The sequence below is a fragment of the Streptomyces sp. NBC_01775 genome, from assembly GCF_035917675.1.
GTDB lineage: Bacteria > Actinomycetota > Actinomycetes > Streptomycetales > Streptomycetaceae > Streptomyces.
Genome location: NZ_CP109104.1, coordinates 8354863 through 8368426, shown reverse-complemented (window position 1 = coordinate 8368426; position 13564 = coordinate 8354863). Strand labels below are relative to the sequence as shown.

Here is a 13564-nt window from a genome sequence, read left to right as displayed (position 1 = left end):
GGGAACAACTGCCGTGTCCGACGCCGATATCTTCATCAACTACCGCACCAGCGACGAAGCAGGCTCCGCGGCGCTCATCGCCGAGGGCCTCGCGGCCCATTTCGGGGCCGGGCGGGTCTTCTGGGACCACGGTTCCATCAAGGCCGGGGAACGGTACCCCGAGCGCCTCGCCACCGCGGTGGGCCGCTGCTCCGTACTGATCGCCGTCATCGGTGACAGGTGGCTGGAGGCCCGGGACGCGCGCGGGCGGCGCCGTCTGGAGAACGAGGACGACTGGACGCGGCGCGAGATTGTGGAAGTGCTGCGGCGTGGCGCGCATCTCGTTCCCGTCCTCGTGGCTCCCCGCACCGCTCCCCTGCTCCGGGGTGAACTGCCGGATCCCCTGGGCGACCTGGCCGAGCTCCAGTTCCGCCAGTTCAACCCGCGTACGAAGGAGAGCGACATCCCCACGCTCTGCCGGGACCTGGACCAACTCGTACCGCCCGGTGCGAGGCCCGCACCGGGAGACGCGACAGCCGGGCGGGACGGCATACGCAACAGCACCGAGGGCGGGCACGGCAACCCCACCGTGCAGGCCAGAGACGTCAGTGGAGGCATCGGCTCCCTGATCTCCAACCCGCAGGGCCCCGTGCACTCCGGCCAGGGCGACCAGCACTACACCTCGCACGCCAACCACTTCACCGGCGAGCACACGAACTATGTGGCGGGAAGCAACCACGGCAACTACGTGGCCGGAACCAACCACGGCGGGATGCACCAGAACTCCAACAGCGCCGGGCCGGCCGAGCGGCAGCGGGCGGAGGAGGACGATCAGCGGTGAGCGAGAGCTCGCGCACCCGCATCGACACCCCGGCATCGCAGGTCCACAGCGGCGACGGCGATCAGTACAACTTCAGCCTGACCACGCTGCTCGATCCTTCCGCGTTCGCGCGCAGGAGACCCTCCCGCGCCATCGCGCCCGACGAACTGCTCCGTCTCGAACGGCGCTTCGTCGCCCCCGGTGGCCTGGGCCGGGCCCGCGCCGTCCTGAGTGAGAGCCGCACAGTGCTGCTCGTGGGGAAACCGGGGACCGGCAGATACAGCGCCGCCGCCAAGCTGCTGTGGGAGCTGCGGCGCGACCACGGTCGTATGCAGCAGCTCGACGACAAGTCCGAGGACCACGACGAGCGCCCACTGGACCCGGAGCAGGTGGAGGCGGAGGACCGGCTGCTGCTCGATCTGACCGAGACGGAGGAGGAGAGCTCCCGCAGGCTGCTGGAGGACCTGCCCTCGTTCCGGGCGACCGTACTGGACAGGCGGGCGTTCTTAACCGTGGCGCTGTCGTCCGAGCACCGCCACCTTGTGCCACCGCAGCTCGACACGTTCACCGTCCCGCTGGATCGGCCGGATCCCCTCCAGGTGCTCCGGAAGCATCTGCTCGCCGTCCAGATCGAACCCGCTGAAGCGGAGCTGCGGAACACGCTCCTGACGGAACATCTGCGACGTGCCACCCCGGCCGCCATCGCCGCGCTGGCGACCGAAGTGTTCCGTGAACGGGAGCGCGGAAGCTCAGCAATCTTCGCCAAGTGGCGCGACAGAGCGCTGGAAGCACTGGCACCGAAGAGCCCGCAGGTCACCTCGACCATCAACAAGCTGCCGGACCGGCGGGAGCTGGCGCTGCTCCTTACCGCGGCCCTGCTGCACAGGGCACGGGCAGACGTCGTCAACAACGCCGCCGAAAGGATGCTGGCCGCCCTGGATCACCCGCCGGACGAGGAGCCCCTGCTGCACCGCACCGCACTGACCCAGCGCCTCCAGGCGTGCGGGGTCGACGTCGGGCCGGACGGGCGGGTGACGTTCGCGCCGGGCTACGCCCCCGCCGTGCGCGACTACTTCTGGGACAACTACCCCGAGCTGCGCGAGAAGCTCCCCGCATGGGTCGGGGAAACCGTCTCCATACACCTGCTCGACAGCGCGGACCAGTACGCCTTCGTGGACCGCTACGCCGAGCAGTGCCTGCGGATCGGAACGCCCGGACACCTGATCACGCTGATCGAAGGGTGGTCCGGCTCGTGGCGGAAGAGGCAGCGGATGTCGGTCGCCGCTCGCGCGCTCAGTCGGGGAGTGGCCGACAAGAGACACGGTGGCCACTTCCGGCGCCGGATCTACGACTGGTCCACCACTCCCGGTCTGGCGCCCCCGCTCGCTCATCTCCTCGTGGGCGCGTGCGCCCAGGTGATGGCCGTCGACCACCCCGACCAGGCGCTGACCCGGCTCCTGCATCTCGCACGGCGCCAAGGGGGAGTGGTCGCGGAGGACGCGCGGAAGGAACTGCTGCGCCTCGCCGGCCGGGACGACCGCCTCCACCGCCGTCTGCTCTCGAAACTCACCCACGGGTCGCACACCCCTGGAGCGGCCGACTCCCGCGTGTTTCTGGGGCTCTGCGCTTCAAGCCGGACGGTCGGACCTTCCGGGCACTCGCTGGGCCTCCTCGCGGACGCCGGGGTCCGGAGGGGCCTGGTGACCGGCTGGTGTGAGGCACTCCAGCGGCTGCCGGAGGAGGAGTGGAGCGAGCCCCTGGACCTGTGGCTCGCCCAGGCCGCCCGCGAGACGCCCGTCGGAGAGAGCCTGCTGAACGTCCTCGTCGACTCGTGCGCGCGATACGGCCCCACCCTCGGCCGGCTCTATCCGTACGTGCGCGACTGGTCGTCCGTCACCCCGGGCGGACACGGGCTCGCCGACCGCTTCTGGGCGCGTTGCGCGGTGTCCCTCGGAATCACCCCCCTGACTTCCACCAAGGAGGAGCCGTCATGAGTTCCGGGCGCAGGACCGTAACGGTCTTTCTCGCCGTCATCTCCGGGCTGGTACTGGGAATTCTCAGCCTGGTGCAGCGGTGGCCCCTGTGGATCTGGCCCGCGTCCCTGGCGGCTTTGGCCGGCGCCGCCTGGCTCCTGGGGAAGGCACTCGCCCCGCGTCCGGACCCGTTCGCCCGGGAGTACGCGCCGGAGCCCGATCTGCCCATCCCCCCGCCGGAGAGGCGTGCGCAGGACGTTCAGGAGGTCGCGGTGGCCAGCTCACTGCCGGACTACGACTTCCTCTTCTCCGCGACGGTCCGCTGGTGCCCGCTGCCCGCGCCCTCGCACGCGCCGGTTGTCAGCCCCGCGGGGCTCGCCGTCAGCGCGGTCCTGGAACGCGCTGAAGCACTGACGAAGAAGCTGCCGCCGCACCGGAGCTCCCTCGCTCAGCACCAGTTGAACGGCGCGCTGGGCACCATGCTCTCCGACCCCACAGGGCGGGTCGAGGTAATGGCGGAGAACGTCGCTCTGACCCTGGCGGAGGCGGACTCCCAGCGGCTCACCAGGCTCTCCACAGTGCGCAAGGAAGAGGCCGTGTGGGAGCACGAGCGCAAGCATGAGTGCGACAAGCGCGCCTACCTGGGCGAGGACGTCCTCAAGAACACCGGCAGCGCGGTGGTGTGGTGGCTGGCGCGGAACGAGGACCAGATCAAACGCGCCGTCGACGACATCGGCGTACTCGCCCAGCTCTCCTCCGCCGCGAACAACGACGACGTACCGGAGCGCTTCCAGCACATGGTGCCCTTCCCGGTGCCCCAGCCGGATCCGGAGCCGGAGCCCGTGCCGGCAGGCCACTTCGGGAACGGCTTCTTCGACGGCGCGCCCGGGAACAACGGCCACGCAACCGCTTCCACGTCCACTTCCGCTTCCACTTCCGCCTCCGCACACGACGAGCCGGCGCCTCCCCCCTCGGCGGCGGATCTCTTCAACGATCTGCTCACCCACGTGGGGGTCCCGAGCGAGGACGGTCGAACAGCCGTCCTGGCGAGGAACTTCGGCGAGGCGCTGCATGCCATGGGAGAGGCCGAGGCAGCGCAGGAGATCCTGGACAGATTCGACTTTCCCGCTGCTCCGGACGACGCGCCCGGCAACGGGAACGACGACGAGAAGGACAACGAGAACGACGAAGAAGACGCCGGCTGGTGAGACATGCACGGGTGCCGCCCGTTCCTTGAGCGGGCCGCACCCGTGCCTCGACGTGCCCGAGATCAGGCCGGCGAGGGCGACTGGAACACCTGATTGAGGTGTTCTCCGCCATAGACCGCTCGGCCACACCGGTCCGGGAAGGACAGGCGACGGGATTCGAACCCGCGAGGAGTCGTCACTCCAAGAAGTAGCCCCTGCCATCGCACCGGGCGCGTCCCGGACGACGTTACGGGGTGGCCAGGTCCGGAGCCGGCCGTTTCGCCCGCACTTCCGGCTGGAGGCGGTAGTGGGGGAAGTTGCCGGGAAGGCGTTCGTCGGACGGGCCTTGGGTGACGGCGCGGATGAGGAGGTCGCCGCCGACGAAGGCCCCGCGCCAGGAGGCGCCGTAGCCGCCGAACAGCTCCTCACGGTCGCCCCGCGAGCGCGGCTTGTTGCGGCCGGTCTTGAAGGCACGGATCTGCGGAGCGAGACGGTCGTACACGCTCTGGTCGTCGGTGGACAGCGTCGCGACCAGCGCGCCGTTGCTGGCGTTCATCGCCGCCAGCAGTTCCGCTTCCGTATCGACCAGGACCAGGGTGTCGACCGGGCCGAAGGGCTCCGCGTGGTGCAACGGGGAGGAAGGGGGCGGGCTGAGGAGGGTGGTGGGCGGAAAGTAGGCGGAGGTGTCCTGGCCGGGCAGGAAACGGCCCCGCTCCAGCGTGCCCCGGTGCAGGGGAACGGCGCCTTTGGCGATGGCCTCCCGCGTCAGGCCCGCCAGCTCCCGGGCCTTGCCCGCGTTGATCAGCGGACCGAAATCCAGCTCCGGAAGCGGATCACCGGGGGCTTCCACCGCCAGCGGGTGGCCGAAGCGCACCGCGCGCACCGCCGGAAGGTACGCCTCCAGGAAGTCGGCAAACAAGGCACGCTGGACCACGAAACGGGGGTAGGCCGTGCAGCGCTGCTTGGCGTAGTCGAAGGACTTACGGATCAGCGGCGTCAGACCCGCCCAGTCACTGTGCTCCCACACGCCCCAGCAGTTGAGACCCTCCTGCTCCAGAATGTGCCGCTTGCCCAGGTCGGCGACCGCCGTCGCCACCCGGGCACCCGCGTCCCTGCCCCCCACGAACGAGACACAGCCGACGTGCTCGGAGCGCACCAGCGCCTCGGACAGCTCCCCGCCGCTTCCGCTGATCAACGTGAACGGGAGATCTTCTCGTACGGCGAGCGCGCACGCGAGGGTCAGGCAGGCGAGACCGCCGTCGGTGGGAGTCTTGGCGATCACCGCGTTCCCCGCCAGCGCCTGCACGAGCATCGCGTGCACCAGCACACTCATCGGATAGTTCCAGCTCGCGATGTTGCTGACCGGGCCCGGCAGCGGCACCCGCCCCTCCAGCATCGGCCCGGCGTGCTCCGCATACCAGCGCACACCGTCGATCGCCCGGTCCACATCCGCCAGGGCCAGCTTCCACGGCTTGCCGATCTCCCACACCAACAACAACGCGAGCACGGTGCGATGTTGCGCCAGCGAATCCAGTACGGCGGCCACCCGGGAGCGGCGCTCTTCCAGCGGCACGTGGCGCCAGTCGCGGTGCTGGTCGAGAGCGGCACGGACAGCGCGGTGCGCGGCCGGGGCGTCCAGCCGGGGCGGACCCGCGAGCGGGGAACCGTCGAGCGGGCTGGTGGCGGGCAGCGGATCGCCGTCCATGTGCCAGCTGCCCCGCCAGAGGTTACGGACGCGCCCGTCCTCCGCGAACGCCTCGGGAGCGACGCTCCGGCAACGCTGCCACGCCTCGTCCCAGGAGGTACCGGGCTTCAGACTGAGGGGCAGCGGTGATGGTTCGGGGGCGCCGGGGATGCGGCCTGTGCCTGTGCTTGTCGTGGTGGTGGTGCGGGTGTCGGGCAGTGATCCCATCGCTTGTCTCCGCTCTCGTCGCAGGTGCGGGGCGGTGTTCATGGGTTCGTGGTGCGGGTGCGCCGTTCGCGGGCGCGCGACAAAGAGGCTCTGCTTGTGGGCGCGTCACGGGTATGCGCTGCTCACCGGCGCGTCCCGGAGACGCGCCGTTCGCGAACGCGCACACACCAGGGGCCGACGCGCCACGCAAGAGCACGTACCGGCGGCGGCCGGCACTGGCCGCCGGTTCAGCCGAGCCGCTCCAGTACGAGCCGGGCCGTGTCCGTCGGCGTCGTGCCGACCGCGACTCCCGCTGCCTCCAGCGCCTCCCGCTTCGCCTGCGCCGTGCCCGAGGAGCCGGAGACGATCGCGCCGGCGTGGCCCATCGTCTTGCCCTCGGGTGCGGTGAAGCCCGCGACGTAGCCGATGACGGGCTTGCCGACCTCGGTGGCGATGAACTCGGCCGCGCGCTCCTCCGCCTCCCCGCCGATCTCTCCGATCATGACGATGAGTTCGGTCTCCGGGTCGGCCTCGAAGGCGGCGAGGCAGTCGATGTGGCTGGTGCCGATGACCGGATCGCCGCCGATGCCGACGCAGGAGGAGAAGCCGGTGCCGCGCAGCTCGTACATGAGCTGGTAGGTGAGGGTGCCCGACTTGGAGACGAGCCCGACGCGCCCGGGCACGGGGGCGATGTCCGCCGGGATGATCCCGGCGACGGACCGTCCGGGGCTGATCAGCCCGGGGCAGTTGGGGCCGATGACGCGGGTGCCGCGCTCGCGTGCGTACGCGCGGAGGGCCACCGCGTCGTGGACGGGGATGCCTTCGGTGATGACGACGGCCAGGGCCATGCCCGCGTCGGCCGCCTCCTGGGCCGCGGCCCTGGCGAAGGCGGGCGGCACGAAGAGGACGGACACCTCGGCACCCGTCGCCTCCTTCGCCTCGCGCACCGTGCCGAACACCGGTACGCGGCGGCCGTCGATGTCGACGGAGCTGCCCGCCTTGCGCGGGTTGACGCCGCCGACGACGTCGGTGCCCGCCGCGAGCATGCGGCGGGTGTGCTTGAGGCCCTCGGCGCCGGTCATGCCCTGCACGATGACCTTGCTCGCCGCTGTCAGGAATATCGCCATGATGGTCGTCGCCTCCCTCAGCCGGCCTGGGCCACGGCCGTAGTCGGGACGCGGCCGGCGGAGGCGGGCGGGCCCGTGCCCGTCGCCGACCGCGCCGCGCACTCGGCCGCGTCGTCCATGGTGGTCCGCTGCTCCAGCAACGGGTGGCCGCACGCGTGCAGGATCTCCCGGCCCTTCTCCGCGCTGTTGCCGTCCAGGCGGACGACCAGCGGTTTGTCCAGCCGTACGCGGTCCAGGGCGAGGACTATCCCCTCGGCGACGGCGTCGCAGGCGGTGATGCCGCCGAAGACGTTGACGAGGACGGACCGTACGTCCGGGTCGGACAGGACGACGGACAGCGCGTCGGCCATCACCGTGGCCGAGGCGCCTCCCCCGATGTCCAGGAAGTTGGCGGGCCGCGCGCCGCGCCCCGCGACCACGTCCAGGGTGGACATGACCAGCCCCGCGCCGTTGCCGATGATGCCGACCTCGCCCTGGAGCTTGACGTAGTTGAGCCCCTTGGCGGCGGCCTCGGCCTCCTGCGGGGTCAGTTCCTCGTCGGCGGCCTCGTCGCTGGCCCCCTCTCCCCAACGGGTCTGCCGGAAGCGGGCGTTGTCATCGAGGGTGACCTTGCCGTCGAGGGCGAGCACCGGCCCGTCCGCCGTGCGGACCAGGGGGTTGACCTCGACGAGAAGCGCGTCCTCACCCTTCATCACCGCCCACAGCCGCTGGAGCACTGGCAACGTCTCCGCCGGGAGTCCGGCCGCTTCCGCGATCCGCGCCGCCGTGCCGGCCGTGACACCCTCGGCCGGGTCGACGGGGACGCGCGCGACGGCCTCGGGGCGGGCCGCCGCCACCTCTTCGATCTCCATGCCGCCCTCGGCCGAGGCGATGGCGAGGAAACAGCCGGCGTTCCGGTCGAGTACGTAGGACACATAGAACTCGTCCTCGATCGCGACCGGCTGGGCCAGCATCACCGAACGGACGGTGTGGCCCTTGATGTCCATGCCGAGGATCTGACGCGCAGTCCGCTCGGCGGCCTCGGCTCCGTCCGCGCGCCTGACTCCGCCGGACTTGCCCCGCCCGCCCGTCTTGACCTGCGCCTTGACCACAACGCCGTACTCGTCCGCGCCGAGCCGCAGCGCCGCCTCCCGTGCCGCGTGCGGGGTGGCGGCGACCTCGGCCGGGGGCACGGGCACCCCGTAGCGCTCGAACAGGGCCCTCGCCTGGTGCTCGTAAAGGTCCATCAGTGCTCCTCCGACGATCCTCGTGACGATCGCTGCGCGCCCCCTGGACATCAGCGGAGTGATGCGGGATAACCAAGTTCATACAGTATTCGTCGACTGTATGCAATCTACGTCACTGTGCTCCACCGCCCACTCCCACCGGCTCCAACCCCCTACGAAGGGACGGCGATCGCGCCATGTCCGACTCGACCGACGACACCAGCCACGACCACATATCCGGCGGTCATCTGGTCGCCAAGGCGCTCAAGGCCGAGGGCGTCGAGGTCATCTACACGCTCTGCGGCGGCCACATCATCGACATCTACGACGGCTGCGCCGACGAGGGCATCGAGGTGGTCGACGTACGCCACGAACAGGTCGCGGCCCACGCCGCCGACGGCTACGCCCGCCTCACCGGGAAGCCCGGCTGCGCGGTGGTGACGGCGGGGCCGGGTACGACCGACGCGGTCACCGGTGTCGCCAACGCCTTCCGCGCCGAGTCGCCGATGCTGCTGATCGGCGGCCAAGGGGCGCACACCCAGCACAAGATGGGCTCGCTCCAGGACCTGCCGCACGTGGACATGATGGCGCCGATCACCAAGTTCGCCGCCACGGTGCCGGACACCGCACGGGCCGCCGACATGGTCTCCATGGCCTTCCGCGAGTGCTACCACGGCGCCCCCGGGCCCTCCTTCCTGGAGATCCCCCGCGATGTGCTGGACGCCAAGGTCCCCCGCGACAGGGCCCGGGTCCCGCAGGCGGGCCACTACCGCGCCTCCACCCGCAACAGCGGCGACCCCGAGGCCGTGGAGAAGCTTGCCGACCTGCTCGTGCACGCCGAGCGGCCCGCCATCCTGCTGGGCAGCCAGACCTGGACGTGCCGCGCGACGGACGCGGCCCGCGACCTGGTGCGGACGCTGAACGTGCCCGCGTACATGAACGGCGCGGGGCGCGGCACCCTGCCGCCCGGCGATCCGCACCACTTCCAGCTCTCGCGCCGCTACGCGTTCAACAACGCCGACCTCATCATCATCGTCGGCACCCCGTTCGACTTCCGGATGGGCTACGGCAAGCGGCTCTCCCCCGAGGCGACCGTCGTCCAGATCGACCTGGACTACCGCACGGTGGGAAAGAACCGCGACATCGACCTGGGCATCGTCGGCTCCGCCGACCTGGTGCTCGCCGCCGTCACCCAGGCCGCCTCCGGGCGCCTCAACGGCGGCTCCGACAAGCGCAGGGCATGGCTGGAGGAGCTGCGGTCGGCCGAGCACACGGCGGCCGAGAAGCGGCTGCCGCAGCTGCGCTCGGACGCCTCGCCCATCCACCCGTACCGGCTGGTCAGCGAGATCAACGACTTCCTCACCGAGGATTCCCTCTACATCGGCGACGGCGGCGACATCGTCACCTTCTCCGGGCAGGTCGTCCAGCCGCGTTCGCCGGGGCACTGGATGGACCCCGGCCCGCTGGGGACGCTCGGCGTGGGGGTGCCGTTCGTGCTGGCCGCCAAGCAGGCCAGGCCCGACACGGAGGTCGTCGCGCTGTTCGGTGACGGCGCCTTCTCGCTGACCGGCTGGGACTTCGAGACGCTCGTGCGCTACGACCTGCCCTTCGTCGGCATCGTCGGCAACAACTCCTCGATGAACCAGATCCGTTACGGCCAGCGCGCGAAGTACGGCGAGGAGCGCGAGCGGCTCGGCAACACCCTCGGGGACGTGCCGTACGACCAGTTCGCGCGGATGCTCGGCGGCCACGGCGAGGAGGTGCGCGACCCGGCGCAGATCCGCCCCGCGCTGGAGCGCGCCCGCGCCTCCGGCAAGCCGTCGCTGATCAACGTCTGGGTCGACCCGGACGCCTACGCCCCCGGAACCATGAACCAGACGATGTACAAGTGAGGTGAACCCCTGTGAGCGGCAAGGCACTTGAGGGCGTACGCGTCCTCGACATGACGCATGTGCAGTCGGGCCCCTCGGCCACCCAGCTGCTGGCCTGGCTCGGCGCAGACGTCGTCAAACTGGAGGCACCGACCGGCGACATCACCCGCAAGCAGCTGCGCGACCTGCCCGACGTCGACTCGCTCTACTTCACGATGCTCAACTGCAACAAGCGCAGCATCACCCTCAACACCAAGACCCCGCGCGGCAAGGAGCTGCTGACCGAGCTGATCCGGCGCAGCGACGTGCTGGTGGAGAACTTCGGCCCCGGCGCTGTGGACCGTATGGGCTTCTCCTGGGAGCGCATCCAGGAGATCAACCCGCGGATCGTCTACGCCTCGATCAAGGGCTTCGGCGAGGGCCCGTACACCAAGTTCAAGGCGTACGAGGTCGTGGCGCAGGCCATGGGCGGCTCGATGTCGACCACGGGCTTCGAGGACGGGCCGCCGCTGGCGACGGGCGCGCAGATCGGCGACTCGGGCACCGGCGTCCACACGGTCGCGGGCATCCTGGCCGCGCTCTACCAGCGCGAGCGCACCGGTCGCGGCCAGCGCGTGAACGTCGCGATGCAGCACGCGGTGCTCAACCTGTGCCGCGTCAAGCTGCGCGACCAGCAGCGCTTGGCGCACGGGCCGCTGGCGGAGTACCCGAATGAGGACTTCAGCGACGAGGTGCCGCGCTCCGGCAACGCCTCCGGCGGCGGCCAGCCCGGCTGGGCCGTCAAGTGCGCACCCGGCGGGCCCAACGACTACGTCTACGTCATCGTCCAGCCCGTCGGCTGGGAGCCGCTGACGCAGCTGATCGGCCGCCCCGAACTCGCCGACGATCCCGACTGGAACACCCCCGAGGCGCGGCTGCCCAAGCTCGGCAAGATGTTCCAGCTGATCGAGGAGTGGTCGGCGACCCTCCCCAAGTGGGATGTCCTCGAAGCGCTCAACGCGCACAACATCCCCTGCGGCCCGATCCTGTCCACCAAGGAGATCGTCGAGGACGCGTCCCTCGCGGACAACGGGATGGTCGTCGAGGTCGAGCACCCGCGGCGGGGCACCTTCACCACCGTCGGATCCCCGATGAAGCTCTCCGACTCCCCTGTCGAGATCACCTCCTCGCCGCTGCTGGGCGAGCACAACGAGGAGGTGTACGCCGGCGAACTCGGGCTCGCCGGCGAGGAAATCCAGCTGCTCAAGACGGACGGAGTGATCTGAGCGATGGCGCAGCAGAACGCAGGCGGGGCGGCGGCCGAGGTCAGGGCCGTGCTGGCGGCGGCCCGCGCGGCCGGGCGCACGGCGCTCACCGCACCCGAGGGCAAGGCCGTCGCCGACGCCTACGGCATCCCGGTGCCCGAGGAGGGCCTGGCGGAGACGGTGGACGAGGCCGTGGCGCTGGCCGACCGGATCGGCTTCCCCGTCGCCATGAAGATCGTCTCCCCCGACATCCTGCACAAGACGGAGGCGGGCGGCGTCCAGGTGGGCGTCGCCGGCACGGCCGCGGTGCGGGAGGCGTTCACCTCGATCGTGGGCAACGCGCGGGCGTACGACGCCGAAGCCCGTATCCAGGGCGTACAGGTCCAGCGGATGGCCGAGCCCGGACTTGAGGTGCTGATCGGCACCGTCACCGACCCGACCTTCGGCAAGGTGGTCGCCTTCGGTCTGGGCGGGGTGCTGGTCGAGGTCCTCAAGGATGTGACCTTCCGGCTCGCCCCCGCGAGCGAGGCGGACGCGCTGTCCATGCTCGACGGGATCCGGGCCGCCGAGATGCTCAGGGGCGTGCGTGGCGGCGAGGCCGTCAGCCGCGAGGCGCTGGCCGGGCTGATCGTGTCCGTCTCGCGGCTCGCGCACGACTTTCCCGAGATCGCCGAGATCGACCTCAACCCCGTCTTCGCCTCGGCGCGCGGCGTGGTGGCCGCCGACATCCGGATCCTGCTGGCCGAGGGCGAGCCGGTGCGGCGGCGGCAGTGGGCCAAGGAGGAGATCCAGGCCTCGATGCGGCGGCTGATGCGGCCGAGTTCCGTGGCCGTGATCGGCGCCTCCAACGAGCCGGGAAAGATCGGCAATTCGGTGATGCGCAACCTCGTCGACGGGGGCTTTGCGGGAGATATCCACCCGGTGAACCCCAAGGCCGATGACATCCTCGGCCGGAAGGCGTACAAGTCCGTGAAGGATGTGCCCGGTGAGGTGGATGTAGCGGTCTTCGCGATCCCCGCGAAGTTCGTCGCCGCCGCGCTGGAGGACGTCGGGAGGAAGGGGATACCCAACGCCGTGCTGATCCCCTCCGGCTTCGCCGAGACCGGCGAACACGCCCTCCAGGAAGAGATCGTGGAGATCGGCGAGCGGTACGGCGTCCGCCTGCTCGGGCCGAACATCTACGGCTACTACTCGACCTGGTACGACCTGTGCGCCACCTTCTGCACCCCCTACGACGTCAAGGGCGGGGTGGCGCTCACTTCCCAGTCGGGCGGCATCGGCATGGCCATCCTCGGCTTCGCACGGAGTACGAAGACGGGTGTCTCGGCGATCGTCGGGCTCGGCAACAAGTCGGACCTGGACGAGGACGACCTGCTCACCTACTTCGCCGACGACCCCCACACCGAGTGCATCGCCATGCACCTGGAGGACCTCAAGGACGGCCGCGCCTTCGTGGCGGCGGCGCGCGAGACCGTACGCAAGAAGCCGGTCGTCGTCCTCAAGGCGGGCCGCACCAGCGCGGGCGCCAAGGCGGCGGGCTCCCACACCGGGGCGCTGGCCGGTGACGACGCGGTCTACGACGACATCCTGCGCCAGGCGGGCGTCATCCGGGCCCCGGGCCTCAACGAGATGCTGGAGTACGCGCGGGCGCTGCCGGTGCTGCCCGCGCCGCAGGGTGACAACGTCGTCATCATCACGGGCGCCGGCGGCTCGGGAGTGCTGCTCTCGGACGCGATCGTCGACAACGGCCTGTCCCTGATGGAGATCCCCCCGGATCTGGACGAGGCGTTCCGGCGCCACATCCCACCCTTCGGAGCCGCGGGCAACCCCGTCGACATCACCGGGGGCGAGCCGCCCAGCACGTACGAGGCGACCATCCGCCTCGGGCTGGAGGATCCCCGGGTGCACGCGCTGGTGCTGGGTTACTGGCACACCATCGTGACCCCGCCGATGGTCTTCGCCGAGCTGACGGCCCGGCTGGTGGCCGAGGCGAGGCAGAAGGGGATCCACAAGCCGGTGGTGGCCTCGCTCGCCGGTGACACCGAGGTCGAGGAGGCGTGCGCCTACCTGTTCGAGCGCGGCGTCGTCGCGTACCCCTACACGACCGAGAAGCCGGTGGCGGCCCTCGGCGCCAAGTACCGGTGGGCCCGGGCCGCGGGTCTGCTGTAGCAGAAGGCGGCGGCAGATCTTCTCCGCCGCAGCACGTCGCCGCAGCGGAAATCTTCTCCGCCGCAGCGGCGAGCAACCACCACGGCGCGAACCGGCGG

9 protein-coding genes are annotated in these 13564 nt (G+C 70.7%); 6 read left to right on the top strand and 3 right to left on the bottom strand.

What is annotated here, in order from left to right; all coding sequences use genetic code 11:
* The first annotated feature begins 13 nt into the window (after positions 1-13).
* The 3 genes from OHB04_RS36970 to OHB04_RS36960 are packed head-to-tail and all read left to right on the top strand — an operon-like array spanning position 14 to position 3980.
* Complete coding sequence (locus tag OHB04_RS36970) at positions 14-820, top strand: toll/interleukin-1 receptor domain-containing protein (RefSeq protein WP_326692000.1); 807 nt, start codon at positions 14-16, stop codon at positions 818-820.
* Complete coding sequence (locus OHB04_RS36965; RefSeq protein WP_326809158.1) at positions 817-2793, top strand: hypothetical protein; 1977 nt, start codon at positions 817-819, stop codon at positions 2791-2793. The genes OHB04_RS36970 and OHB04_RS36965 overlap by 4 nt, the downstream gene beginning before the upstream one ends.
* Positions 2790-3980: a hypothetical protein gene (locus OHB04_RS36960; RefSeq protein ID WP_326809157.1), complete on the top strand. Its 1191-nt coding sequence runs from the start codon at positions 2790-2792 to the stop codon at positions 3978-3980. The genes OHB04_RS36965 and OHB04_RS36960 overlap by 4 nt, the downstream gene beginning before the upstream one ends.
* Positions 3981-4206: 226 nt before the next feature.
* On the opposite strand, the gene OHB04_RS36955 is transcribed toward OHB04_RS36960, so the two are convergent.
* The 3 genes from OHB04_RS36955 to sucC all read right to left on the bottom strand — a co-directional run bounded on the left by OHB04_RS36955 (position 4207) and on the right by sucC (position 8203).
* Positions 4207-5871, bottom strand: a complete 1665-nt coding sequence (locus tag OHB04_RS36955; protein ID WP_326809156.1) for an aldehyde dehydrogenase family protein — start codon at positions 5869-5871, stop codon at positions 4207-4209.
* A 227-nt stretch (positions 5872-6098) separates the two neighbouring features.
* Positions 6099-6977, bottom strand: coding sequence for a succinate--CoA ligase subunit alpha (sucD, locus tag OHB04_RS36950; protein ID WP_326691996.1), 879 nt, complete (start codon positions 6975-6977; stop codon positions 6099-6101).
* Positions 6978-6994: 17 nt separating this feature from the next.
* On the bottom strand, positions 6995-8203 hold the full coding sequence (gene sucC, locus OHB04_RS36945) for an ADP-forming succinate--CoA ligase subunit beta (protein ID WP_326691995.1): 1209 nt from the start codon (positions 8201-8203) through the stop codon (positions 6995-6997).
* A 176-nt stretch (positions 8204-8379) separates the two neighbouring features.
* On the opposite strand from sucC, the gene OHB04_RS36940 reads away from it, so the two are divergent.
* From OHB04_RS36940 to OHB04_RS36930, 3 genes are read left to right on the top strand one after another with little or no spacing between them, the layout of a single operon-like run.
* Positions 8380-10074: a thiamine pyrophosphate-binding protein gene (locus tag OHB04_RS36940; protein WP_326809155.1), complete on the top strand. Its 1695-nt coding sequence runs from the start codon at positions 8380-8382 to the stop codon at positions 10072-10074.
* Between the two features lie 11 nt (positions 10075-10085).
* A complete protein-coding gene (frc, locus tag OHB04_RS36935; protein ID WP_326691993.1) occupies positions 10086-11318 on the top strand; it encodes a formyl-CoA transferase in 1233 nt (410 codons plus the stop codon).
* 3 nt (positions 11319-11321) lie between these two features.
* Positions 11322-13466, top strand: a complete 2145-nt coding sequence (locus OHB04_RS36930; protein WP_326809154.1) for an acetate--CoA ligase family protein — start codon at positions 11322-11324, stop codon at positions 13464-13466.
* The last annotated feature ends 98 nt before the right edge of the window (positions 13467-13564 follow it).